Here is a 24,310-nt window from a genome sequence, read left to right as displayed (position 1 = left end):
GGCCGTCATTGGCTGAGCCCGACGGTCTGCGCTTTGGCGTCCGGGTAGAGCGCCGTGGCACAGGCCAGAAGTGTTTTGATACGCATCGGGACTATTCCTTAGCCGATCAGAGCGGTGGCGGTTTCAGCCAGGGCACGCCAGTCGCCACGCTCAGGGATGCCCGGTTTGCGCACGTCGAACAACTGGATGACCAGTTCGCCTTCGGCATCGAAACCTTCGTAGCGGGTGATGATGCCATCGACGCTCGGCTTGCGCACACGCCACAGTTCGGTCACGCCAGTGGTTTTGCAGTGCCTCCGGTCGTAAAGCCGCGCAATTGAACTGGCGGTGCCTAGACTTTCAGCTTGATCAGCCTTGGGGAGACTGTCGGTCAACCTGCGCGAGCGGTGCGCGGACATGCAAACCAGAGGTTAAAACATGACTACTCAATCGATAGATACCGAACAGATCAACCAGGTGGTTCGCCATTACGTGGAAGGTATGGTCTTTGCCGATGAAGCGTTGCTGCGGCAGGCCTTTCATCCAGACTGTCGCATCATCGGTCACTTCCAAAAGGTGCTTGAATGGGCATCCCTGGATGAATTTGTCGTGGCCATCAAGGCCGAAATCCCGGCGCGTGCCGGGACGCAGCCGTTTTGGCAGGTGATCAATCTTGATGTCACCGGCGATGCCGCCGCAGTCAAGGTCATCGATGATTTCGCCGGGATACGGTTTACCGATTACCTGTCGTTGCTGAAGGTGGACGGGCGATGGGTGATCATTAACAAGCTCTACTACTACGAGGAGTAGTGCCTGGTTGCGACACATTCGACGCAAAGGCTTACGTCTATCTTCATGAAATAATCTCGTGATCATCACGATTTAAATGAGTTTGTCTCACTAAGGCTCGATTGCCGACAATGACGCCATTAACCACATGGAGTTTTTCGTCATGGCATTGGCCCATTCCCTTGGATTTCCGCGCATTGGCCGCGACCGCGAACTGAAAAAAGCCCAAGAGGCGTTCTGGAAAGGTGAATTGGACGAAGCCGGTCTGCGTGCCATTGGCCGCGACCTGCGCAAGACCCACTGGGACTTGCAGAAAAACGCCGGGATCGAACTGTTGCCGGTCGGCGACTTCGCCTGGTACGACCAGGTCCTGACCCACTCGCTGATGTTCGGTGTGATCCCGGAGCGTTTTCGCCCGCACGACGGCAAGGCCAGCCTGCAAACCCTGTTCGGCATGGCTCGCGGCGTAAGCGACAGCTGCTGCGGCGGCGCGCACGCCCAGGAAATGACCAAGTGGTTCGACACCAACTATCACTACCTCGTCCCCGAATTCAGCGCCGATCAGCAGTTTCAGCTTGGTTGGGAGCAGTTGTTCGAGGAAGTCGAGGAAGCCCGCGCACTGGGCCATAACGTCAAGCCGGTCATCATTGGCCCGCTGACTTACCTGTGGCTGGGCAAGGCCAAGGGTGTCGAGTTCGACAAGCTCGAACTGCTCGATCGCCTGCTGCCGCTGTACGGCCAGATCTTCCAGCGCCTGGCGGCACAAGGCGTTGAATGGGTACAAATCGACGAGCCGATCCTGGTTCTCGACCTGCCGCAAGCCTGGAAAAACGCCTTTGAGCGTGCCTACAACCTGATTCAGCGCGACCCGCTGAAGAAACTGATTGCCACTTACTTCGGTGGTCTGGAAGAAAACCTGGGCCTGGCCGCCAACCTGCCGGTGGACGGTCTGCACATCGATCTGGTGCGCGCCCCCGAGCAGTTCCCGACCATCCTCGATCGCCTGCCAGCCTACAAAGTGCTGTCGCTGGGCGTGGTCAACGGCCGTAATGTCTGGCGCTGCGACCTGCAAAACGCTTTGGCCACCTTGCAGCACGCAAACGAGCGTCTGGGTGATCGGCTGTGGGTCGCGCCATCCTGCTCGCTGCTGCACAGCCCGGTCGACCTGGGGCGTGAAGACCAGCTCGATAGCGAACTGAAAAGCTGGCTGGCGTTTGCCGTGCAGAAGTGTGAAGAAGTCGCGCTGCTGGCCCAGGCAGTCAACGAGCCGGAAGCGCAGAAGGTGCTTGAAGCGCTGACTCAAAGCCGTGCCGTGCAGGCCAGCCGTGCGGCATCGCCACGCATTCACAAGCCAGCCGTGCAGGCGCGTGTTGCCGCCATCACCGCCAGGGACAGCCAGCGGCACTCGCCGTTTGCCCGACGTATCGAGAAACAGCGCGCCGGCCTGAACCTGCCACTGTTCCCGACCACCACCATCGGTTCGTTCCCGCAAACCGCGTCGATCCGTCTGGCTCGCCAGTCGTTCAAGCAAGGCAAGCTGACCGAGGCCGAATACACCGAAGCGATGCACAGCGAGATCCGTCACGCCGTGCAAGTGCAGGAAAACCTGGGCCTGGACGTACTGGTGCACGGTGAGGCCGAGCGCAACGACATGGTCGAATACTTCGCCGAGCAACTCGACGGCTACGTGTTCACCCGTTTCGGCTGGGTCCAGAGCTACGGTTCGCGCTGCGTGAAACCAGCGGTGATCTTCGGCGACCTGAGCCGTCCGAAAGCCATGACTGTGGAGTGGATCCGCTATGCCCAAGGCCTCACCGACAAAGTGATGAAAGGCATGCTGACCGGTCCCGTGACCATGCTGATGTGGTCGTTCCCGCGTGAAGACGTGAGCCGCGAAGTGCAGGCCCGCCAGCTGGCCCTGGCCATTCGCGACGAAGTGGTGGACCTGGAAGCCGCCGGCATCAAGATCGTGCAGATCGACGAAGCCGCGTTCCGCGAAGGCTTGCCGTTGCGCCAGGCGCAGTGGCAGCACTACCTGGACTGGGCCACCGAAGTGTTCCGCCTGTGCGCCTCGGGGGTGCGTGACGAAACCCAGATCCACACCCACATGTGCTACAGCGAGTTCAACGATGTGATCGAGTCCATCGCCGCCATGGATGCCGACGTGATCACCATCGAAACCTCACGCTCGGACATGGAACTGCTGGATGCGTTCGAAGCCTTCGCTTACCCCAACGAAATCGGCCCGGGCGTGTACGACATCCATTCGCCACGGGTACCGGACTCCTCGGAAATGGCCAACCTGCTGCGCAAGGCAGCCAAACGCATTCCCGCCGACCGCCTGTGGGTCAACCCGGACTGTGGCCTGAAAACCCGCGGCTGGGCGGAAACCGAAGCGGCGCTGGTGCATATGGTCAATGCGGCGCGTCAACTGCGTAAAGAATGGGCCTGACGCTTTAGCAGCATGAGCAGGCCGGAGTACTTCACAGTGCTCCGGTTTCTATGTTGGCTGTGCCGACGTCTTCGCGGGCAAGCCCGCTCCCACAGTGATCGATGTCGACCACAAATATCGAGGCCGGCAAACAACCCTTGTGGGAGCGGCGGTGCGGCGATCCGACTTGCCCGCGAAAGCGGTAGGCCAGTCACCGATAATGTTGGCTGTGCAAACGCCTTCGCGGGCAAGCCCGCTCCTACAGCCGGGGCTCGGCCACCAGCAGCAACGACTGAGGTACGGGGCTTTGCGGGTGCTGTGGTTCCTGCAAGCTGGTCAGTGCAAAACCTGCCATGTCCAGTGCATTGAGCCAACTGGACAAGGTGCGGTAATACCATGGCATGGGTTGCCATTGCCCCTTGAACCCGGCGAAAGTCTCTTCCCGCCAGCCATCCTGATAGTCGCCGGCTGCAGCTGTCCACGGGTGCAGCGTCTGGATCAGCAGCGCGCCGCCAGGGGCGAGCAGGCTGTTCATGGCGGCGAGCAGGGGGATGATGTCCTGATGCAGCAGGGCGAAGTTGGCGCAGATCAGGTTGTAGCCGCGGCCGATGTCGACTTTCGCTTCTGCCAACTGTTCATGGCTCGCCAGATGCACCGGCGCAGTGCCCGCCGCCCGCGCCGCCTCCACCAGCGTCGCATCGCCATCAACACCGACTGCATCGATGCCACGTTCAGTCAGTGCACGCAATAACCAGCCTTCGCCGCAACCCAGGTCGAGCACACGCTCGGGCTGACGACCCAGAACCGCCAGCAGGATCGCCTGGTCAGTGACCTTGAGGCGGCTTTCGATGCTACCCGTGCGGATGGCGTCGATCCAGGCCTGGGCATTGTGGTGCCAGCTGTCGAGGAGGGTGGATTCGGGGGCGGGCATGGCGTTGTCCGGCGTGGTGGGTTGGATGAAAGGATAGGGCAAAGGCGCCGATCAGCCATTTCCAGTACAGATGATTTGCCGGTGGAACTGGCTCCACCGGCAGCGCAGCGAACGCCGGGCGGGCTAGCCGCTTTTGGTGGCTGCCAAATGATAGGCAACCAACGCGTTGGCGTGACCATGACCCATGCCGTGTTCGGTCTTGAGCCAGGCCACCATTTCCATGTGCTTCTTGTCGCTGACGGTCTTGAGCAGATCCAGCCAATGGGCGATCGGCTGACCATACTTCTTTTCGATTGACGGGAAATACGAAGCCGGTCCTTTGGTTTTTGTCTCTTCGGTCACGATGCAAACTCCCTTTTCGATTTTCCGGGTGTGAAAGCAGCGCCGGTTACGTTACTTATTTAACGTCAGAGAGTCCATCGTCCGGGTGGTCGAAGGTTTGTCCGGGACACCCCGCGTCAATAATTCATCCCGTCTTCGATAGCGATGCCCTGGGCACGCATGGCCTTGATCAATTCGCTTCGGGTGCCGGGCAGGTTGAGCATGGTCCTGGCGCGCAACTCCGTGACTTCCTCGGCGGTATACGGCTGATAGTCGGCCGGCAGGCTGTCGCCCGCCATGCCGTCTTTGCGCATCAGCCAGTTGAGCAAATCTGCCAGTTGCGCGTTGTTCAACGCCGACTGCGACATGCCCGGCACCCGCACGAGGAATTCGCGGCCACCGGGTACTTTCAGGAAGTTGCCGACAAAGCCTTTCATCCGCGGTGTGTCGTTGGCGGCGGAACCCGTGCCGTCGCCCAGGTGGCAACCGGCGCATTGCAATTGATAGTTCACGCCGACGCTGTACCCGGCCTGGGCAATCGGGGTTTGCAGTGATTCATTGCCCGGCGCGTGATGCTGGTTCGGGTCGGGAATGGCCCGGGCGAAAGCGAGCGGGGTGCTCAGGGCACAGACAAGACCGAGCAATATCAACCTACGCATAAAAAATCTCCGCTGATGACCGGTTTGGCACTTGTAGGTGTAGGAGCGAGCTTGCTCGCGATGGACGTCAACGATAACGCGGGCTATCTGGTTTAACGCGTCGCCCTTGCGTCCATCGCGAGCAAGCTCGCTCCTACAGGTACACATTCAAAGCAGTAAAAAAAGAACAGCAGCCACAGAAAAAAAGCCGCCGATTGCGCGAGCAACCGGCGGAAAGTGCGCGTTTATACGGCGACGCCGCGGATCACCGAAACGGTGCAGTGGTAGATGTGCGACTTGGCGGCCAGGCACCAGTTCACATCGTTGTTGTTGAACGGGCGGTAGGCCGGTTCTTCACTGTCGTTACGGGTACAGGCGCATTGCGCGCAACTCTGCTTACCGCAGCAGTCGTTGTACGAAATGATGTAGTCCTTGCCATCGGCCGGGTTGCGGCAGGTACCGATCCAGGTCACTTGCGAGGCTTCGGTGCCCGGTGGGCAGGAGGTCACCGACCCGCCGCAGCAGCTGCACAGGAAACCGTCGATGGAGCAGTAGCGCCAGTAGTCGCAGCTGTTCGGATCGCCAGGGTCGCCGGCTTTCGGGTCAGTGGCGGCCAGCGCCTTGCTGGTGCGATCCAGCGGCAGCAGTACGGGCAGAGCGGCACCGGCAACGATCAACGAGCCCATGCGTGCCAGCAGTTTGCGGCGCGAGGTAGTGTCGGCAACACGGCGCGAGGAGCGCTCGAACAACAGATCCAGCAGTTTCATAAACGTCTCCCTGCCTTATCAGTGGCTATGGCCGTGGCCGTGGCTGTGGTCGTGGGTGTGCGGTTGGGCATTGAGGTACTGCTGCAGCGTGGCGTGCTTGAGGTGCTCGACTTCGAACAGGCTGTCCAGGTGCTCGCGGGAGTTGACCAGGCCCTTGGCGCGCAGGGTGCCGGCCTTGTCGATCAGCGCGGCGTACGGCAGCTTGCCGATCTGGTAGGTCATGCCCACTTCCGGGCCGACCACATAGGTGGCGTCTTCCAGTTTGTGTTCACGGATCAGTGCTTGCTGGGCGTCCATGTCGCCATCGCTGACGAACACCACGTCAAGGCGATCAGCTTGTTCCTTGGCGATGGACTTGATCGCCGGCAGCAACGACTTGCAGATCGGGCAGGTCGGCGAGAGGAAGAACAGCAGTTGCGATTTCTCACCGGCATAACCGAAGTTCACCGGGCGACCGTTACGGTCGGCGGCGGTGATTTGCGGGGCGGCTTCGTTCACCGCCACGCCTTTGTCGACCATCAGCGCGCCAGCCGGGGCCAGGCGACCGTGCAATACGCCAATCTGCCGCACCAGACCCATGACGACAAACGCCACGGCCACCAGCAGCACCCAGAGCAGAACGTTGGAAACTATCAAGCCTTCCATTTCGATTACCTACCAATCAATTTGAGCAGAAAAGGGGAATTCGCCAGCAAGCCATCGGCGGCGGCGTAGATGAGCAGCGCGACGGCGGCGGCAGCCAGGGTCACGAAGCCATCGAATACAGTCATGTCGCGGACCACCGGTGCGACGCTTGCCAGCAGCGCCAGCGCCACCAGCACGCTGTTGCGCAGCAGCAGGACCGGGCGCAACGGTTGTGCCTGGTCGGGACCTGCGCAACCGCAGTCGATGTCCGCACGACCGCGCCACAGGTTGATGCCGATGGCGACGGCGTACAGCGCCAACAGGCTGGCGGCCCCCAGCGCGGCATAACCACGGCTGACCGGTACCAGCAAGGCGAAGGCAATGGCCAGTTCCAGCATGGGCACCAACCGTGCCGTCGGGCGCACCAGCGCTTGGGGCAGCAGTTGATAGTCCGCCAATTGCCGGGCGAAGCGGGCCGGCGCGCGCAATTTGTGGGTCGCGGCGCTGGCCAGCAACACCGCGATGGCGATGGCGTTGGCAATGATGAAGATCGGATCTGTGTGCATGGCCGAACCTCTTAGTAGCTCAGGACCTGAGTCGCGGTCTTCGCGACTTTCGGCATGCTGCCGGTGAGCTTGTTGGTCTTCAGATCGAAAATCTGCAAGCCACCTTCCACATCGGCACCGAGCAGCAGCGGCTTGTCGTCGTCGGTGGCCTGCATGCTCCAGATCGGGGCCGGGGCTTCCAGGGTGGCGATTTTCTTCTGAGTCTTGAGATCGAAGGCCCAGATCAGGGTGCTCGGGTCTTCCCACTTCATCGGTTCGTGGGCGTCATGCATCAGCACGTACAAGCGGTTCAGCTTCGGCGCGACTGCCATCAGCTGCCAGCCACCTGGAGCCCAACCCGCCTTCTTGTCTTCGTCGGAAACCAGCGACCAGCTCGGCAGGACCTTCGGTGCGTCGCCGCTGAAATCCACACCGCGTACGGTGCCGGTCGTGGTGGTGAAGTAGTAGGTGTCGCCGACGTTGACTGCGCGCTCTACCAGTTTTTCCGCGTTCGGATCAAAGAACGGCGTGCGGCTGCGCGCGGTTTCCTGGCCCTGATCGTTGAGGGTCACCACCTGCAGGCTGCCGTCGCCGCACAGCGAGGCGAAACGGCGGTTGCCGATCGGGTAGTTGAGCACGCAACCGGGGATGGAAATTTCCGTGGCAACCGCTTTGGCCTGGGTGTCGACCACGGTGACCGAAGTCGACGGGGTGAAGTTGTAGACGTAGACGAACTTGTCGTCGCCGCTCGGCTTGAGCGAGTAACGCTGGGTCAGCGACTCGGCGCGCTTGTTTGGAATCAGCACTTCCCAGGCCGGCGACAGGGTCGAACTGTCCCATGCGGTGAGCACGTCGGTGCGGGTGCCGCGGGTGCCGCGCGAATACCAGATGTCCGCACTGTAGATGGTTTTCTTGTCGTGACTGAGGGTCGACGGCGCAGCAAAGCCGGTCGGCACCATGCCGAGGATGCGCTTCTGGTCCGGATCGACCACGGTCACACGGCCTGCCACGAAGCTGTCGAACTCGACGTCGATGACGAACGCGCGGTGAGCTTCCGGGGGGAACGCCAGAACGGTCTGGCCAATCGTACCGGCGGGCAAGTCCGCGCGGGCACTGTTCAAACCTAGTACAAGCAGGCTCAGGCCAAGCGCTGACTGTACGGAGATCCTGTTTGTTCGCATAAGGGGAACTTCCTGAATTGTTGGTAACGCGGATCGCGGGTGCTTTGGCAGATTTTTACCCTTTGATTCTGCCGTGCCCCGCGATTGGGAGAATTGCCCTGCCTGCCAAGTGTTTGTGTGTCTGTGCCAGTGTCAGAAAACGCTTTATGTAGGAGCGAGCTCGCTCGCGAAAAACCCAGGGGCGCCGCTGGGCATCTGGTTTTACGCGTTATCGTTTACGACCATCGCGAGCGAGCTCGCTCCTACAGGGGGCTGGGAGAAGTAGCGAGGGGGAGGGAAAAACTGAACACGGCACCACAAGGCTCGAGGTTTTGCGCCCAGATATCGCCACGGTGGCGGCCGATGATGTTCTTGCACAACGCCAGGCCGATGCCGTTGCCGCTGACCTTTGACGAGAAGAAACCGTCGAACAGCTTCTCTTGTGCCTGGGCCTGGATGCCACGGCCGCAGTCTTCGATGCGCACTAGCGCCACGTCGTTGTCGCGGCTGGCATGGATGCGCAGCAACCGGCGTTCAGTCGGCAGGTCGGCCATTTCTTCAATCGCGTTGAACGCCAGGTTGAGGATCACCTGGCCGATCAGGACTTTCTCGCAACTGACTTGCAGCGGTTCCGGCGCGGTGACGATTTCCACGCGCACCAGGCTCGGATCGGCCCGCAGGCTGATGAAGTAGCGGGTTTCGCGCAGCAACTCGTTAAGGTCGACCAGCTCTTCGGTCTGCTCCAGCTTGACCACGTAGTCGCGCACGCTCTTGATGATCACCGACGCATGCTCGATTTGCCGCACCGCGCTCTGCAAACCCCAGGCGACGGCTTGATCGGTTTCGCCAGCACTGCCCAGGCGAATCACCGTGCCTTCGATGAAGTTGCGGGTGGCGGCCAGGGGCTGGCTCAGCTCGTGGGCGATGGCCACGGCCATTTCGCCCATGGCGTTGTAGCGCGCCAGGTACTCGAGTTTCTGCTCGCTGACCCGCCGCGCCTCTTCGGCCTGCACCTGCTCGGTCACGTCGCGGAACAGCAGCAGATGGCCGACCAGATCGTCTTCAATCTCGATGTAGCGGCAGGTTGCGTCATGCCAGCGCCATTCGCCGTCCCGGCGCTGCACCTTGTAGTGCACGCTGAAAGGCGCGTGCTCCGGCGTCTCATGGGCGAACTGTTGCAACAGGCGCTGGCGCGAAGCGTCGTCGCACCAGGCCAGGAAGTTCTTGCCCATCAGTTGGTGCACTTCGCTGTCGAGCAGGTGCGCGCCGGAGTCGCTGATAAAACCGATATCGCCCTCGGGGCCGAGCACCGCCACGCCTTCGGCCAGGTCCTGCATGAAGGCCTTGAGCCGGCTCTCGAAACGCTTGAGGTCGCGCTTGACCTTGTCCTCTTTGGAAATGTCGCGGAACTGCACCATCAACACATCGCGACCGTCCAGGTGCACCAGGGTCGCCACCGCTTCGGAAAGAATCTCCACCCCTTGCTTGGAGCGATAGCACCACTCGATGGCCCGTTGCCCGGTGCGCGCGGCCCGTTCGAGCCAGCGCAAACCTATGGAGCGCCGGTATTTCGGCGCATCGCGGGTCATGTCGGAGGCCTTCAGCGGCGTCAGTTCCTCCAGGGTAAAGCCCAGCGCCGCCAGGGCAGCGGCGTTGGCCCAGAGAATTTCCTTGGTGTGCGCGTCATGAAGAATGATGCACAGCGGCATGGCTTCGATCAGCGCATGAAAGTCGTTCGGTTTTGGCAAGTACATCGCACGGCCCTTGGCGGCAGAGTTTGCAGTATGGCGTTTTATACCTGCTCGCACAGAGGGATGCGCTCAGAGGTAACCGGCGTGGACCTAGGGGTTTTCTTTAGCGAGGGGGCTGCACGCCCCAATAGTGGTGCCCGGATGCGGTTTTTACACTGGACCTCAATGCAAGGGCAGCACCCCTTTCACTGTAGGAGCGAGCCTGCTCGCGAAAAACGCCTCGACAACGCGGTCATCCAGACAGGGCGCGTAATCGTTGGAGTCCATCGCGAGCAAGCTCGCTCCTACAGAGGTCGGTCGCGGTGTCGCCCCACTAACAATAAGCAAAACGGAGAAAGCCCATGCTGCGTTCAGCTGTCGCGCAAAAAGACCCCGTGTCCGGCCCGGTCGTGCCAATGGTCGAGAGCGAGCTATTTCAGCAGGTGCTGGATGAGGTTCGCCAACGCCGCGACGAATTCGACGCTGGCTCCCACGTGCCTCGGGACATGATCGAGCGCTTCAAGCAGGTGGGCATCTATCGCGCTGCCACGCCGAAATGCTTCGGCGGCGACGCCCTGGCACCGGCGCTGTTCCTGCAAATGATCGAGCGCATCTCCGAAGCCGACGGCTCGGCGGGCTGGGTGGCCAGCTTCGGCAGCGCCGGCGTCTACCTGGCGGCCTTGCCGCCGCAAACCCTGGCTGAAATCTACGCCGAGAGCCCCGACCTGGTGTTCGCCGGCGGGCTGTTCCCGTTGCAGCCTGCCGAAGCGGTCGAAGGCGGCTGGCAGGTCAACGGCACCTGGAAATTCGCCAGCGGCAGCAAAGGCGCGGACCTGCTGGGTGTCGGCATCGGCGTCAGCGCAGCGGGCGGCAAGCCACGCACGGCGGTGTTCCCGGCCAGTCAGGTCGAGATCGTCGAGAACTGGGACGTGGTCGGCCTCAAGGGCACCGGCAGCCACGATCTGCGCGTCACCGATAAATTCGTCGAGGACCGCTGGACGTTTATCCGGGGTGGGGCGGCAACCATTGATGAGCCGCTGTTCCGCTACCCGACGATTGCCTATGCCGCGCAAGTGCTGGCGGTGGTCAACCTCGGCCTGGCTCGTGCAGCGCTGGACGAAATCAGCCGCATGGCCGGTGCCGGCGGCATTACCGGCGCGCCGAAAATGGCCGACCGCGCCTACGTGCGCATCGAAATCGCCAAGGCCGAAGCCAGGCTCGCCGCCGCCCGCGGGTTCTTCTACAACGCCACCGAACAGGTATGGAACTCGATCCTGGCCGGCAACCCGGTGACGCCGGAGCAGACCAGCCTGCTGCGTCTGTCCGCGATTCACGTGTCCCAGGCCGGTGCCGCCGTGGTGCAGAGCGCCTACAGCCTGGCCGGGACCACCGCCATTTACCTGCGTCATCCGCTGCAACGTTACCTGCGCGACTCGATGGTGGTGACCCAGCACGCCTTCCTCAGCGAAGGCCTGTACGACGGCGCCGGCTCGGTGTTCCTCGGCGTGCCGCCGTTCCCGGGCTACATCTGAATTCCCTTCAACTTTTCAAGGATCCAGCGCCATGTCGCAAACCACTCAAGAACCGTTGCGCGTCGTCTTCTGCATCGGCATCACCCAGAACTTTTTCGACCTGCCCACCGGCGAAGGCCTGAGCGTCTGGAAAGGCTTCAGCCAGATGATGGGCTCCCTCGGCGCGATGCCCGGCATCACCGTGCTCGGCGCCATGGATGACGACCGCCTGATGGTCGGCCCGTCCACCACCTCGCCCTGGACCGTGTACATCATGGCCGACGTCGACTGCCACCAGTCGGTGATCGACGCCTGCAACCTGTTCCGCACCACCCCGGTCGGCGAATACAGCCTGTGGCGCTACGCGAAGGTCGAAGCACGCATCGGTCGTCCGCTGACCATCCCTGACGCGGCCAGGGTGTAAGCCATGGACGAGGCCTTGCTGCAGCGTCTGGCGACGCTCGAAGGGGAAAGCGCAGTGCGTCGCTTGATGGCGAGCTACATGGACCTGTGCGATGTGCCGCGGGCGGCGATTCATCTGAGCCAATTGGCGCAGTTGTTCACCGAGGATGCGATCTGGGAAGGCCTCGGCACCCAGACCGCGCAGACCTTCGGTCAGCATCACGGACGTGCGGCGGTGGCGACGTTCATCGGTGGTTACCTGCCGCCATCCGATCACTTCAAGTTGAACCTGCATTACCTCACCAGCGAGTCGATCGTGGTCGACGGCAAGGCTGCGCAGGGACAGTGGATCATGCAGCAGATCTCGACTTATGCCGATGGCCGCAACGAACTGTTCGGCACGCGCCTGAACATCGATTTCCGTTGTGTCGACGGTGTCTGGCTGATCGCGCATTTCCGCACGCAACGCTTGTTCAGCTCTCATTTATCAAAGCAGGAGCTGAGCGCATGAGTACCTTCATCAGCGAATTTCTGCTCGGTGGCAGCGGCAAACGTGTTGCCATCAAGGATTCCATCGACATCGCCGGCCACGCCACCCAATCCGGCAGCCGCGCCTTTGCCCGTGCTTTGCCAGCCCTGCGCAACGCTGAGGTGGTCGATGCGATCCTCGCGGCGGGTTGGCAGATCGTCGGCAAGACCAACATGCACGAGCTGGCGTTTGGCGTCACCGGCATCAACGACTGGACCGGCACACCGATCAACCCGCAGGCGCCGGATCGGGTGCCTGGCGGTTCGTCCAGCGGTTCGGCCGCCGCCGTTGCGGCGGGGCTGGCGGACATCGCCATCGGTTCTGACACTGGTGGTTCCGTTCGGGTACCAGCCGCCTGCTGCGGCATTGCCGGGTTGAAACCGACCTATGGTCGCGTCAGCCGAATGGGTGCACATCCGGCCGAATCCAGCCTCGATTGCGTGGGGCCATTTGCGGCCGACATGAATGACCTGATCGCTGCGATGCAAGTGATTTGTCCCGGTTTCCAGGCTCAGGGCTTGCCGTCGAGCAACGCCTCAGTCGGCTTTCTCGACGTTGCCTGCGACGCGCATTTGCAAGCGTGCCTCGGCGCTGCCGCCGACCGCGCCGGCTGGCGCCGCAGCAGCGTGCAGTTGAGTGAATTCGAAGCGGCGTTTGCCGCCGGTTTGACGGTGATCAACTTTGAAAACTGGGCCGCGTTCGGCCACCTCACCGGCCAGGGCCTGATCGGTGCGGACGTCGAGCTACGCCTGTTGGCCGCCAGCCGCACCAGCGCTGCCGATTTGGCGCAAGCCGAACAGGTCCGCACGCGCTTCAGCCAACAGGTGGATGCCGCGCTGGAGCAATTTGAAGTGCTGCTGTTGCCGACGATGCCGAGCCTGCCACCGACGCTGGTAGAAGCCCGCAGCGCAAGCAAGGCCGTGGCCGGGATGACGCCGCTGGTACGCCCCTTCAACTTGAGTGGCCACCCGGCGCTGACGGTGCCGGTGGAAATCGATTGCGGCGGCTTGAAAGTCGGCCTGCAAATCGTCGGCCGTAAAGGTCAGGACGAAGTGGTCTGCGCCTTCGGTGCGCAGCTGCAACAGAGCATGGCCCGTTAAGGGCCGGTCTCTACAACGAAATCATAAAAACAAGCCATGAGGAGAACCGCATGAGCACTTATGAATACCGGCTGATCGCAACGTCGAAAAGCCCCGAAGACCTGGTCCAGAGCGACCGCGTCGATGTCTCGCTGTACAACGATCCGGCGCTGTTCGAAGCCGAGCTGGAAAAGATTTTCTACCGCACCTGGGTATGGGTTGGCCACGAAAGCGAAGTGCGCAACAGCGGCGACTTCAAGACCGCCACCATCGGCCGTCGCCCCGTGATCGTCGTGCGCGACAAGAAGAACAACATCAACGTTCTGGAAAACCGCTGCCGGCACCGTGGCGCCACCGTGTGCGAGAAGCACAAGGGCAATGCCAGCGGTTTCACCTGCCCGTATCACAGCTGGTCCTATGGCCTGGACGGCAAGCTGCGGGCGCTGCCTTATCCGGATGGCTACGAAGGCATCCTGGAGAAATCCGAACTGCCCCTCACCAGCCTGCGCGTCGAAAGTTACGCCGGCATGGTCTTCGCCAGCTATAACGACGAGATCGAACCGCTGGAAGACTTCCTCGGCGGCGCGAAACACTGGATGGACCTGTTCATGAAGCAGGGCGCCGGCTACCCGATCAAGACCCAGGGCGAACACAAGTTCAGCTTCAAGGGCAACTGGAAGATCCAGCTGGAAAACACCACCGACGGGTACCATTTCCCGATCGTGCACAAGTCGTTCATGTCGTCGGTGGATGAAGAAACCTCGGAAATGCTCTCGTTCATGACCGACGAGCAAGCCGTGACTCACTCCTTGGGCAACGGCCACAGCGTGATGGTGATGGTGCCGGAGCACGTCGACCTCGATCACGATGACGGCACCGAGCAGTTGCAGGAGCGCTTCGCTCACGTCACTGAAGAGCTGTCGAAAAGCATGCCGGCCGATCAGGTACGTCGCATCGTGCGTTCGTTGCACGGCGCCGGGTTCAACCTGAACCTGTTCCCCAATGTGGCCATGTCGATGTCGTTCTTCCGCGTGCTGCGCCCGGTGTCGGTCACCGAAACCGAGATTCGCCACGTTGCCCTCGGCATGGATGGCGGCCCGGAAATCGCCAACCGCGAACGCATGCGCATCCACGAACACTTCCAGGGCCCGTTCGGTTTTGGCAGCCCTGACGATGCCGAAGCCTGGGACCGCGTGCAGCGCGGCTCGTATGCCGGCGTCGATGCGCCAATCCTGGTCAACCGCGGCCTGAACCGCGAAATCACCGCTGAAAACGGCGACAAGGTCAGCCACGCCACCGACGAAGGCGGCATGCGCGGAGCCTACGACATGTGGAAAAGGATGATGAGCCAATGAGCAATCACGACACCCTGAACGGTTTTGCAGGTCCCTTGGCCCAGGCCATCGAATTCATCTGGCGCGAAGCCGAACTGCTCGACCACAAGAACTACGTCGAATGGGCGACCCTGTGGAGCGAAAGCGGTAAGTACATCGTGCCGATCGACCCGGACACCGAAGATTTCGAAGCAACCCTCAACTACGCCTACGACGATGCGCGCATGCGTGATCTGCGCATCGAGCGCCTGACTGCCGGTTACTCGCCGTCGGCGGTGGATGCAGCTAAAACCATCCGCACGATTTCGCGTTTCCGTCTGGTGGAAGCGGCCGGCGACATCGTCGAAGTCAATTCGGCGCAGTTGCTGTACGCCTACAAGCGCGGCGTGCACACGCCGTTCGTGGCCGACCTGAACCACCGCATCCGTTTCACCGACGGCGTGCCGTCGCTGGAGCGAAAAGTGGTGCGCCTGATCAACTCCACCGACAGCCTGAGCGCGCTCGGCTTCCTTTTGTGAGGGCAGAATCATGAGTCGAGTAGCCCTCGTAACGGGTGCCTCGCGCGGACTGGGCGAGTGCATCGCCCGACGTCTGCACGCAGCGGGTTATCGCGTCGGCCTGGCGGATGTGCGTCTCGATGGCGTGCGGCAACTGGCCGCCGAGCTGGATGGCAGCGGCACCACTGCCGTCGCCATCGAGCTGGATGTGCGCAGCAAGGCCGACTTCCAGCGCGCCCGTGACCTGCTCGCCACGCACTGGGGCGGCACCGACATTCTGGTGAACAACGCCGGTGTGTCGAAGGTCGCGGCGCTGATGGACATCACGCCGGAAGAGTTCGACGAGTCGATGGCGATCAACCTGCGCGGCACCTTCGTGGCCTGCCAGGTATTCGGCGCACATTTTGCCGAGCGTGGCTTCGGGCGCATCGTCAACATCGCGTCCCTGGCCGGACAGAACGGTGGCACCGCAACCGGTGCGCACTATGCGGCGGCCAAGGGTGGCGTGGCGACCCTGACCAAGGTCTTTGCCCGTGAACTGGCCCCGCAAGGCGTGACGGTCAACAGCATCTCGCCAGGTCCGTTGGACTTGCCGGTGGTGCGCGAAACCGTGGCGCCTGAGCGTCTGGAACAGATCCTGAAAATGATCCCGGCCGGCACCCTTGGCGATCCGTCGTACATCGCCGACAGCGTATTGCTGATGGTCGCCGACAACGCCGCCTCCGTAACGGGCGCGTGCTGGGACATCAACGGCGGCCTGTTCATGCGCTGAGACGCAGAAAAATGCCCCCCTGTAGGAGCGAGCCTGCTCGCGATGGTCGTCAACGATGACGCTGGAAACCTGGCACCCCGTGTTGTTCTCAGGTTCATCGCGAGCAAGCTCGCTCCTACAGGGGATCGGCCCAAGTCGTACCGTTAAACAAAAACAAGTATTCAGGTGATGCAATGATGAAGGTGAAGATCGAAAGGATCGTCGACGAAGCGCTGGATATCCGTTCCTTTCGCCTCGTGCGCAGTGACGGCCAGCCGCTCGACACCTATGAGCCGGGTGCCCACGTCGACCTGACCGGGCCGACCGGGGTGACCCGCCAGTATTCGCTGTGCAGCCCGCCCCAGGATCGCCGTGCGTATCTGGTGGCGGTAAAGAAAGAAGCGCAGTCGCGCGGTGGTTCGCTGGCGTTGCATGAGCAGGTTGAAGAGGGCATGGAGCTGGAAATGGGTGCGCCGCGCAACCTGTTCCGCCTCGATGAAAGTGCCGGCGAACACGTGCTGTTCGCCGCCGGTATCGGCGTGACGCCGCTGTTGAGCATGGCTTATCGACTGGCGGAAAGCGGTCAGCCGTACCGTCTGCACTATTTCGCCCGTTCGGCGCAGTACGCTGCGTTTACCCAGCTGTTGGCGACGAATTTTGCCGATCACGTGGAGTTCCACTACGGCGTGGAGCCTGCGGATCTGGACGGCGCGCTGAGCGAATGCCTGGAGCGCGCCGGCAGCGCCGCCCATGTCTACACCTGCGGCCCGGCACCGTTCATGAACAAAGTGGTGGAGGTGGCTTCGCGCAGTCGCCCGGATGATGCCATTCACCTGGAGCATTTCGCGGCGGCCCCGGCGGCCAACAGCGCGCCGGCCGGCACGTTCGAAGTGGAACTGGCCAGTTCCGGCGTGGTGCTGCAGGTGCCCGCCAACGCCAGTCTGGTCGACGTACTGCAGGCTCACGGTTGCGACATCGACACCGAGTGCCGTGAAGGCATTTGCGGCACCTGCATCGTCGAGGTCCTGGACGGTGTGCCGGAGCACCGCGACAACTGCCTGTCGAACAAGGAAAAGGCGTCCAACAAGCAGATTTGCGCTTGTGTATCACGGGCGCTTTCCGCTCGTCTGGTATTGGACCTTTAAGACCAGGAAGGCTGGAAAGCCTGCGCCGGAGCCTGTTGAATGGGCGCCCGGCGGCCGTCGAGGGAGGCGATGGCTACAGAAACAACGGTTTTGACGAACCGCTCGATGAAGCGGTCGAAAAATAACAACAAAAAACGTGAGGCATTGCGGACATGATTACAGCATCGACGGTGCGCAACGAGGCGTTCGAAAGCTGGTTGAGCCAGGTGAACCAGGCCTGTGGGCGTTTCGATGCCCGGGCGCTGGATACCGATTTCTACGGCGAACTGGCGGAATTTCGCAGCGGTGCGATCAACCTCAGTGTGGTCGACATGGCGCACGTGCATTTGTATCGCACCAGCAAGGACGTCAGCACCAGCAGCGACGGCCACTACTACGCGGTGTTCCAGATGCGGGGCAGCTCGCAACTGGAGCAGGGCGACAACCGTGCTCAATTGGGTTGTGGTGACATCGCGCTGATCGACGCCAGCCGTCCGAGCGACATGATCTACAACGACGATTGCCGCCAGCTTTCGTTGATTCTTCCACGCCAGGTGGTCGAGCGTGGTTCGCACTTCAATGCCGTCAACTGTGCCACGCGAATCGCGGCCAGCAGCCCTCTTGCGGCGATGGCCAACAAGCTGGTGCAGGGCACCCGCCAGCAGGAAGGGCTGGACATGCAGGAGAGCGAAGCCGTGCTCGATGCCCTGGCCAGCCTGTTGCTGCCGGGCATCAGCGCCCGCGACAGTGGCGCGGACCCGCACGAGCGACAATTTCGCAAGATCATCGCCTTCATCGACGCGCACCTGAGCGACGAAGAACTGTGCCCCGAACTGATTGCCCGTGAAGTGGGGATTTCCGTGCGCGGCCTGTACCGGATGTTCTCCAAGCGTGGCCTGGTGGTGGCGCAATACATCAAGCACCGACGCCTGGACTTCTGCGCCGAAAACCTGCGCCGCGCCGATGTCGAGCAGAAGCTTTCGGCACTGTGTTATGCCTGGGGCTTTTCTGACTCCAGCTATTTTTCCTCAGCGTTCAAATCACGCTTCGGCGTGTCGCCGGGTGCTTATCGCAAGCGTTATAGCCACAATTGATGTTGGATGTGCTGGCCCCTTCGCGAGCAAGCCCGCTCCCACATTGGATCTGCGCCGTACACAGAGCCAATGTGGGAGCGGGCTTGCTCGCGAAGGCGGCCTCATGACCGCCGCAGATCACTCAGTGCCGCACCGGCTCTTCAGTCGGCAAATGCAGCACCTCGCGCACCAGCATCGCAATGCTGGTCACGCCCATCTTTTCCTTGATCTTGGTGCGGTGCACGTCAACGGTCTTCACGCTGATGTTCAGCTCCCGCGCAATCACCTTGCTGGCCTTGCCATCGATCACCAGCATCAACACTTCCCGCTCACGGCTGGTCAGCAGTGCCAGTTTGCCTTGCAGGTTCTGCCGCTGCTGCTGATCGGCCTGGGCGTGTACGGCGGTCTTCAGCGCGGCCTGGATGCGGTCGATCATCTGCTGCGGGTTGTAGGGCTTCTCGACGAAATCCAGCGCACCGTTCTTCATCGCCGTGACCGACATCGGAATATCGCCATGGGCCGAGACGAAAATGGTCGGCAAGGTGCTGCCGCGCTGGTTGAGGATTTCCTGCAGCTGGAAGCCGCTGGTCTCCGGCATGCGCACGTCGAGCACCAGGCAGGCGGGCTGCCTGGGGTCGTATTGGCTGAGGAACTCTTCGGCGCCGGCAAAGCACTGCGCCTGCACGCTGACCGACTCTAGCAACCAGGCCAGGGAAGTGCGAAGGTCCTTGTCGTCGTCAACGATATAAACAATCGGTTTACGGGTTTCCATCGGGGCTGCCACGATAATTTCTAATTATTGTTTTCGCACGCGAACGCACGGCACGCATCGGCTCATCGTTCTGGAGCCTGTATGCAGAATACCCACTGTGGCCGGCCCTTGCGATAAAGAAACCACCTAGTCGACTAGCGGAAACCCAGCCTCACCATGGGGATCGTCAGAATGGTTGTGCCGCGCCCGCAGCCGTAGTCTTGTTCCATCACCTACGGGCCGCTTTCGACGCGGTCCTCCTGAAGGAAGGGGCATCGACATGGCCGACCTGAGCCAGCAGCAAATCGACTTTCGCAACGCCATGGCGCAGCTGCCGGCGGCGGTGAACATCATCACCACCAACGGCCCGGGCGGGCGCTGCGGCATCACCGCCAGCGCCGTGTGCTCGGTGACCGACTCGCCGCCCACCGTGCTGGTGTGCGTCAACCGCAACAGCGCCACCCACGACGTATTCCGCACCAACGGCCGGTTGTGCGTCAACGTGCTGTGTGGCGAGCAGGAAGAACTGGCCCGGCACTTCGCCGGCATGACCCAGGTGCCGATGGCCGAGCGTTTCGCCTGGGACCTGTGGGACGATGGCGCGGCCGACGTGCCGGTGCTGCGCGATGCCCTGGTGCAGCTGGAAGGGCGGATCAGCGAGTGCAAGGAAGTGGGGTCGCATTCGGTGATGTTTGTCGAGCTGGAAAAGGTCGGGGTGCGGGAGCCGCGCGATAGCCTGGTGTATTTCAACCGGTTGTTTCATCGCCTTGAGCATGCCAGCGCGGCTTGATCGGGACCGCGTTATCGTTCTTCGCGAGCAAGCCCGCTCCCACAATGGTTTATGTCGTACGCAAATGTTGTGTACATCAGAGATCCCTGTGGGAGCGGGCTTGCTCGCGAAAGCGGTATCCGTTCGAAGTACATGTTTAACGGCTGTCAGATTAACTTCCTGCAAGCTACAGCGCCTTGCGTCATAGCCTACAGGTACGCCAGAATCCGCCGGCTTGTGCGCCCTGGAGGCCATCGGTAACTTGGTCCGTGTCACTGATTCCCAGTGATCGGGTTTAGCAGCCCGTGGTATTTGAAGGTCGTACGAGTGTCCGTCAGGCAGGTATTCCATACCTGCATTTGATGGTGGCTGTGCGTAGGGCGCCCTTGGGCGCGCCGGCTTTCTTCTTTTCCCCGGTCTGCTAACCTGCGTACAGCCGCCACCCCCTCGTTTAGCAGCGACGGCGTGGCTGCATCACAACGGAAAAGAACATCATGTTCAAGGTTACGCCTGATCCACCAGACAACGATTCCTGCCCCAACCCGGCCGCTCATATCATGGCCACCCCGCATAAACCCTCCACACTGTTCACCATCAACCCCGACATCGACACCGAAACCCTGCTGGCCCACGCCTGCGAGTCACTCGCTTCAGCCAGTGTCATGGCCAACGATCTGGCGGGATTTCTGCAAGGCACGCACCGCAACACCCTGCTGGGCATCGCGCAAGTGATCATGCTGGGGGAGTTGGCGGTGAACCGGGCGCTGGATCGTCTCGATCCGTCTTGAGCGTGATCCGGGTTGCCCGCGATAGGGGTGTGTCAGTCGATATGGATGTTGGATGTGAGGGCCTCTTCGCGAGCAAGCCCGCTCCCACACTTTGATCACCGTCGCACACAGGATTTGTGTTCGCTGGAGATCCAGTGTGGGAGTGGGCTTGCTCGCGAAAGCGGTATATCAGGCCTGCAAATATTCCCGAGTCAACAAGCAAGCCCGTTCAATCAGCATCGGCGCCATTTCAATCGCCGTCGGCGTGCCCTGGCGGGTGTGAATCCAGCCCAGGTAGGTGGTGCCGCGCAGCATCAGAAACAACGCCAGGGTCTTGCGATCCGTCTCGGTCAGCGGCTTGACCGCGTTGTAGCCGTCGAGCAGCGCCGCCTTGATCTGCTCATAGCGCGGGTCATCCAGGCAGAAGTACAGCGCCGTGGCCAGCTCGAACATGTGCCAGCCAAACCCGGCATCGTCGAAGTCGATCAACCGCAGACGCGGCCCTTCGATCAGCAGGTTCTCGGGCACCAGGTCGGCGTGAATCATGCCGAAGTTGCCCAGGTGCCGACCATACTGGCGCAAGTCCTTGCGCGCCCTGCGCCGGGCCTGTTGCAGCAGATCCCGCTGCTCATCGCTGAGCTGTTCCAGTTCCCAGAAACGCCCCCAGAACGGGTTGGCGCCAATCAGGCCTTCCTCGTCCCAGGCATGTCGGACAAACTCGTCTGGCTGCTGCCAGTCCGCTGAATGCAGGTGAATGCGCGCGGCAATGGCGCCGGCTTCACTGAACAGGAAATCGATTTCGGTATCGGCCTGCACCCCGTTCTCCGAGGTGCCGGCGGTCGCGCCGGGCAGCCAGGCGAGCATGTCGATGTGGCGCGGTTCGCCGATGGCCTGATGGGTGACTTCGACCAGGTGACTTTGATCTTGCGCACGGATGATCTGCGGCACGGTGATGCCGGCGCCGGCCAGCGCTTCCATCCATTGCAGCTCGGAGCGCAGCGCGGCTTCGCAGTGATAGCCATTGCGATGGATGCGCAGGGCCACCCGCTGGCCGTCGTGGCGGTGGGCGGAAAACACCGCGTTCTCGCGAAACTTCACCAGTTCGATGTCGGCGAATTCGCCGTCCCACTGTTGCAGGGCATGGCGCGCCAGTTCGTGCAGACGGGCCACTTGCTGGTCATGGGACAAGGTGTGGAATTCAGTCATGGCAGGGCCTCAAATCGCGCTGAGCGCGCTGTCCAGGGTGTCGACGAACAGGTCCGCGTGGTCGCGGCCGAACACCAGCGGTGGGCGAAGCTTGAGAATGTTGTCGCCGGCGCCGATCTTGCTGATCAGCACGCCGTTCTCGCGCATGTCGTTGACCACCTTGCGCGCCTCCAGTCCGGCCGGCTCTTTGCTTGCGTGGTCGCGCACCAGTTCCATGGCGAAGAACAGGCCCTTGCCGCGCACGTCGCCGATGATCGAGTGCTTGTCGGCCAACACTTGCAGGCGTTGCTGCACATAGGCACCGACGCTTTGTGCGTTTTTCAGCAGTTGCTGCTCTTCGATCACATCCAGTACCGCCATGCCGACCGCAGCCGCCACGGGCGAACCGCCGAAGGTGTTGAAGTACATGGCGTGGCGCCCGAAGGATTCGACCAGCGCCTTGTGGGTGATCAACCCGGCCAGTGGATAGCCGTTACCCATCGGTTTGCCGAGGGTGACGATGTCCGGCACCACGCCGTGTGCCTGGTGGCCCCACAGGTGATCGCCGGTACGGCCAAAACCCGATTGCACTTCGTCGGCGATGAACAGACCGCCAGCGGCACGGATCAGCGCCGCGGCCTTGTTGACGAAACTGGCCGGCACCCGCGGCAGGCCTTCGTTGGCGAACAGGGTATCGATCAGCAATGCGGCCGGGCGAATGCCCTGGGCCTGCATCGAGGCAATCGCCGCTGCGATGTTGGCCGCATACTCCTCGGCCAGTTGTGCCTCGGTGGTGCCGGCCGGTGCGCGGTACAGGCACGGAATCGGCACGGCGCGCGCATGGGCGGCGAAGGGCTCCGGTGAGGGCAGGGCGGTGGTGACTTCTGCCAGCGATGCCGAATTGCCGTGGTAGTTGTAGTCACTGACGATGATGCCGGTGCCGCCACTGGCGAACCGCGCCAGGCGCAGCGCCAGTTCGTTGGCTTCGCTGCCGGTGCAGGTGAACATGGCGGTGTCCAGCGGCGCGGCGAAGGTCGCGGTCAGACGTTCGGCGTAGCGCACCACGTGTTCATCCAGGTAGCGGGTGTGGATGTTCAGCGTGGTGGCCTGGCGGTGCATGGCCTCGGTCACGTGGGGGTTGCAGTGACCGACGCAGGGCACGTTGTTGTAGACGTCGAGGTAGCGCCGGCCGTCGACGTCGAACAGCCAGACACCTTCGCCGCGCACCAGGTGCAAGGGCTTGTCGTAGAACAGCGGCGAGGCGCTGCCGAGTACGCGATGACGGCGGTGCAGGAGAGAGTCTTCAGGCATGGTCTGGAACCTCGATGACGGTGGTGCGGCGGTTGCGCAGCAGGTAATTGAAAATGCACAGGGTGAAGGTCACGGCGAGGGCGATCAGCATCAGCATGTCGAGCTGGAAGCAGGCGGCGATCACCACCAGCGTCAGGGCCAGGCCCAGCCACGCAACCAGTTTGCCGCCGACCAGGGTGAACGGCCGTTGCAGGTCCGGTTGGTTGCGCTTGATGTGCAGGTACGCGCCGAAGATGAACAGGTAGCAAACGTTGAGCAGCAGCACGACCGCGAGCATCACCGTAGCCGGGTCTATTTCGGACAGCGGTAGGCCGATGGCGCCGATCAGCAACAGCGCCGGGTAGGGCGTGCCGCGTTTGCCGGTCTTGCCCAGCCATTGCGGGAACAGGCCGTCGCGGGCCATGGCGAACAGTTGCCGGGAGGCGGCGTACACCAGGGAAAAGAAGGTAGCGATCAGGCCGAACACCGCGCCGCAGCCAATCACCCTGGCCAGCCATGAACCTTCACCGAAGGCGCTGTTGCTGGACATCGCGGCATACAGCGGGTCGCCAGCCGAGCCGACCAGCTCGACACCACCGGCACCCGGTGCACACACCAGCACCACCAGCGCGGTCACCAGCAAGGTGCCAATGGCCGCCAGAATGCCGCGGGGCATGGTGCGACCGGGGTTGTGCGCCTCTTCGGCGGCCGAGCCGGTTTGCTCAACGGTGATGAACAACCAGATCGCGAATGGCACGCAGGCGAAGATGCCGCCAAGGCTGACCGGTGTTGCGACGCTGGCGGGCAACTTCAGCAAGTTGGCCAACTCGACATGGGGCGCCATGGCCACGCCAAAAGTGAGCAGGGCGACAACGGCGATCACACCGGCAATGAACGTCAGGCCCATGGCTTCACCGACGCCACGCATGTGGATGCCGATGATTACCGCGAACAGGGCAATCTTCACCGGCCAGCCACCGAGGCCGAAAATCGATTCGGTGTAAGCGCAGATAAAGGTGGCCGCCGCGCCGGTGCCGATAGTCAGTGCCAGGGCACAGGCGAAACCGACGAGGTAACCCACGAACGGCCCGAACGCACTTTGCGCATACACGAACACACCACCGGCACTCGGTAGCGCCGTGGACAGTTCCGCCACGCACAAGGCCAGGCCGCCGCAGAGCAGGGCCATCAACAATGTGGCGACCAGCATGTTCAGCCAGCCACCGGCCGCCAACCCGAAGTTCCAGCCGGAAAACTGCCCGGCCACCACCAACGCAATTCCGAGGCCGGCAATCTTTGGCCAGCCCAGCGCACTTTTCTTGAGCACAGAAGT

General features: G+C 62.1%; 25 protein-coding genes and 1 pseudogene. 13 read left to right on the top strand and 13 right to left on the bottom strand.

The genetic code is table 11. The features are described 5' to 3' along the window. Positions 1–98 precede the first annotated feature (98 nt). Positions 99–293, bottom strand: a pseudogene (locus ACEN8Q_RS10425) (hemin-degrading factor); the annotation flags it as partial. 124 nt (positions 294–417) lie between these two features. On the opposite strand from ACEN8Q_RS10425, the gene ACEN8Q_RS10420 reads away from it, so the two are divergent. Then, positions 418–789 (top strand): nuclear transport factor 2 family protein, encoded by a 372-nt coding sequence (locus ACEN8Q_RS10420; RefSeq protein ID WP_413427620.1) that lies wholly within the window; start codon positions 418–420, stop codon positions 787–789. 142 nt (positions 790–931) lie between these two features. Further along, positions 932–3,220, top strand: a complete 2,289-nt coding sequence (gene metE / locus ACEN8Q_RS10415; RefSeq protein WP_413705126.1) for a 5-methyltetrahydropteroyltriglutamate--homocysteine S-methyltransferase — start codon at positions 932–934, stop codon at positions 3,218–3,220. A gap of 238 nt (positions 3,221–3,458) precedes the next feature. On the opposite strand, the gene ACEN8Q_RS10410 is transcribed toward metE, so the two are convergent. From ACEN8Q_RS10410 to ACEN8Q_RS10375, 8 genes are all read right to left on the bottom strand, one after another. Continuing rightward, positions 3,459–4,130 (bottom strand): class I SAM-dependent methyltransferase, encoded by a 672-nt coding sequence (locus ACEN8Q_RS10410; RefSeq protein WP_413705125.1) that lies wholly within the window; start codon positions 4,128–4,130, stop codon positions 3,459–3,461. 123 nt (positions 4,131–4,253) lie between these two features. Continuing rightward, complete coding sequence (locus ACEN8Q_RS10405) at positions 4,254–4,472, bottom strand: DUF4287 domain-containing protein (RefSeq protein WP_413427617.1); 219 nt, start codon at positions 4,470–4,472, stop codon at positions 4,254–4,256. A gap of 116 nt (positions 4,473–4,588) precedes the next feature. Further along, positions 4,589–5,110 carry a cytochrome C gene (locus ACEN8Q_RS10400; RefSeq protein ID WP_413705124.1) on the bottom strand — a complete coding sequence of 174 codons (522 nt, stop codon included), beginning with the start codon at positions 5,108–5,110 and terminating at the stop codon, positions 4,589–4,591. Between the two features lie 224 nt (positions 5,111–5,334). Further along, the gene (locus ACEN8Q_RS10395; RefSeq protein ID WP_413427615.1) at positions 5,335–5,856 is read right to left on the bottom strand and encodes a methylamine dehydrogenase light chain; all 522 of its coding nucleotides are present in this window, start codon (positions 5,854–5,856) and stop codon (positions 5,335–5,337) included. A gap of 18 nt (positions 5,857–5,874) precedes the next feature. Further along, on the bottom strand, positions 5,875–6,501 hold the full coding sequence (mauD, locus tag ACEN8Q_RS10390) for a methylamine dehydrogenase accessory protein MauD (protein ID WP_413705123.1): 627 nt from the start codon (positions 6,499–6,501) through the stop codon (positions 5,875–5,877). A gap of 5 nt (positions 6,502–6,506) precedes the next feature. After that, positions 6,507–7,046 (bottom strand): MauE/DoxX family redox-associated membrane protein, encoded by a 540-nt coding sequence (locus ACEN8Q_RS10385; protein WP_413427613.1) that lies wholly within the window; start codon positions 7,044–7,046, stop codon positions 6,507–6,509. An 11-nt stretch (positions 7,047–7,057) separates the two neighbouring features. Beyond that, positions 7,058–8,206 (bottom strand): amine dehydrogenase large subunit, encoded by a 1,149-nt coding sequence (locus ACEN8Q_RS10380; protein WP_413705122.1) that lies wholly within the window; start codon positions 8,204–8,206, stop codon positions 7,058–7,060. Positions 8,207–8,448: 242 nt separating this feature from the next. Next, on the bottom strand, positions 8,449–9,939 hold the full coding sequence (locus tag ACEN8Q_RS10375) for a sensor histidine kinase (RefSeq protein ID WP_413705121.1): 1,491 nt from the start codon (positions 9,937–9,939) through the stop codon (positions 8,449–8,451). Positions 9,940–10,277: 338 nt separating this feature from the next. Here ACEN8Q_RS10375 and ACEN8Q_RS10370 point away from each other — a divergent pair, with 338 nt between their 5' ends. From ACEN8Q_RS10370 to feaR, 9 genes are all read left to right on the top strand, one after another. Then, on the top strand, positions 10,278–11,447 hold the full coding sequence (locus ACEN8Q_RS10370; protein WP_413705120.1) for an acyl-CoA dehydrogenase family protein: 1,170 nt from the start codon (positions 10,278–10,280) through the stop codon (positions 11,445–11,447). A 31-nt stretch (positions 11,448–11,478) separates the two neighbouring features. Then, the gene (locus ACEN8Q_RS10365; protein ID WP_413705119.1) at positions 11,479–11,850 is read left to right on the top strand and encodes a hypothetical protein; all 372 of its coding nucleotides are present in this window, start codon (positions 11,479–11,481) and stop codon (positions 11,848–11,850) included. Positions 11,851–11,853: 3 nt separating this feature from the next. Continuing rightward, positions 11,854–12,339: a nuclear transport factor 2 family protein gene (locus ACEN8Q_RS10360; RefSeq protein ID WP_413705118.1), complete on the top strand. Its 486-nt coding sequence runs from the start codon at positions 11,854–11,856 to the stop codon at positions 12,337–12,339. Further along, the gene (locus ACEN8Q_RS10355) at positions 12,336–13,457 is read left to right on the top strand and encodes an amidase (protein WP_413705117.1); all 1,122 of its coding nucleotides are present in this window, start codon (positions 12,336–12,338) and stop codon (positions 13,455–13,457) included. The genes ACEN8Q_RS10360 and ACEN8Q_RS10355 overlap by 4 nt, the downstream gene beginning before the upstream one ends. A 50-nt stretch (positions 13,458–13,507) precedes the next feature. Beyond that, entirely contained in the window at positions 13,508–14,791 is a 1,284-nt protein-coding gene (locus ACEN8Q_RS10350) for an aromatic ring-hydroxylating oxygenase subunit alpha (RefSeq protein ID WP_413705116.1), read from the top strand. Beyond that, positions 14,788–15,288, top strand: a complete 501-nt coding sequence (locus tag ACEN8Q_RS10345) for an aromatic-ring-hydroxylating dioxygenase subunit beta (protein ID WP_413705115.1) — start codon at positions 14,788–14,790, stop codon at positions 15,286–15,288. The genes ACEN8Q_RS10350 and ACEN8Q_RS10345 overlap by 4 nt, the downstream gene beginning before the upstream one ends. A 10-nt stretch (positions 15,289–15,298) precedes the next feature. Beyond that, complete coding sequence (locus ACEN8Q_RS10340) at positions 15,299–16,039, top strand: SDR family NAD(P)-dependent oxidoreductase (protein WP_413705114.1); 741 nt, start codon at positions 15,299–15,301, stop codon at positions 16,037–16,039. Between the two features lie 173 nt (positions 16,040–16,212). After that, the gene (locus tag ACEN8Q_RS10335) at positions 16,213–17,163 is read left to right on the top strand and encodes a PDR/VanB family oxidoreductase (protein WP_413427136.1); all 951 of its coding nucleotides are present in this window, start codon (positions 16,213–16,215) and stop codon (positions 17,161–17,163) included. A 152-nt stretch (positions 17,164–17,315) separates the two neighbouring features. After that, positions 17,316–18,236 (top strand): transcriptional regulator FeaR, encoded by a 921-nt coding sequence (gene feaR, locus ACEN8Q_RS10330; protein WP_413427134.1) that lies wholly within the window; start codon positions 17,316–17,318, stop codon positions 18,234–18,236. A 121-nt stretch (positions 18,237–18,357) separates the two neighbouring features. Here the strand turns inward: feaR and ACEN8Q_RS10325 are convergent, their stop codons facing one another. Next, positions 18,358–18,987, bottom strand: coding sequence for a response regulator transcription factor (locus ACEN8Q_RS10325; RefSeq protein ID WP_413427132.1), 630 nt, complete (start codon positions 18,985–18,987; stop codon positions 18,358–18,360). A gap of 259 nt (positions 18,988–19,246) precedes the next feature. On the opposite strand from ACEN8Q_RS10325, the gene hpaC reads away from it, so the two are divergent. Together hpaC and ACEN8Q_RS10315 are read left to right on the top strand one after the other, a co-directional pair. Further along, positions 19,247–19,756: a 4-hydroxyphenylacetate 3-monooxygenase, reductase component gene (gene hpaC, locus ACEN8Q_RS10320; protein WP_413427130.1), complete on the top strand. Its 510-nt coding sequence runs from the start codon at positions 19,247–19,249 to the stop codon at positions 19,754–19,756. Positions 19,757–20,229: 473 nt separating this feature from the next. After that, positions 20,230–20,523 (top strand): DUF6124 family protein, encoded by a 294-nt coding sequence (locus ACEN8Q_RS10315; RefSeq protein WP_413427128.1) that lies wholly within the window; start codon positions 20,230–20,232, stop codon positions 20,521–20,523. A 168-nt stretch (positions 20,524–20,691) separates the two neighbouring features. Here ACEN8Q_RS10315 and ACEN8Q_RS10310 read toward each other — a convergent pair whose 3' ends face one another. Genes ACEN8Q_RS10310 through ACEN8Q_RS10300 form a run of 3 tightly spaced genes read right to left on the bottom strand, consistent with a single transcriptional unit; the run spans position 20,692 to position 24,304 of the window. After that, the gene (locus ACEN8Q_RS10310) at positions 20,692–21,708 is read right to left on the bottom strand and encodes a phosphotransferase enzyme family protein (RefSeq protein ID WP_413705113.1); all 1,017 of its coding nucleotides are present in this window, start codon (positions 21,706–21,708) and stop codon (positions 20,692–20,694) included. Positions 21,709–21,717: 9 nt separating this feature from the next. Beyond that, positions 21,718–22,998, bottom strand: a complete 1,281-nt coding sequence (locus ACEN8Q_RS10305; protein WP_413427124.1) for an aspartate aminotransferase family protein — start codon at positions 22,996–22,998, stop codon at positions 21,718–21,720. After that, positions 22,991–24,304 (bottom strand): amino acid permease, encoded by a 1,314-nt coding sequence (locus ACEN8Q_RS10300; RefSeq protein ID WP_413705112.1) that lies wholly within the window; start codon positions 24,302–24,304, stop codon positions 22,991–22,993. The genes ACEN8Q_RS10305 and ACEN8Q_RS10300 overlap by 8 nt, the downstream gene beginning before the upstream one ends. Between the last annotated feature and the right edge of the window lie 6 nt (positions 24,305–24,310).

Origin of the sequence: Pseudomonas sp. Pseusp16, from assembly GCF_047324915.1 — a bacterium.
Classification (GTDB): domain Bacteria; phylum Pseudomonadota; class Gammaproteobacteria; order Pseudomonadales; family Pseudomonadaceae; genus Aquipseudomonas; species Aquipseudomonas fluorescens_CD.
The sequence above is the reverse complement of the archived record's forward strand: the minus strand, read 5'-3'. Positions and strand labels throughout refer to the sequence as shown.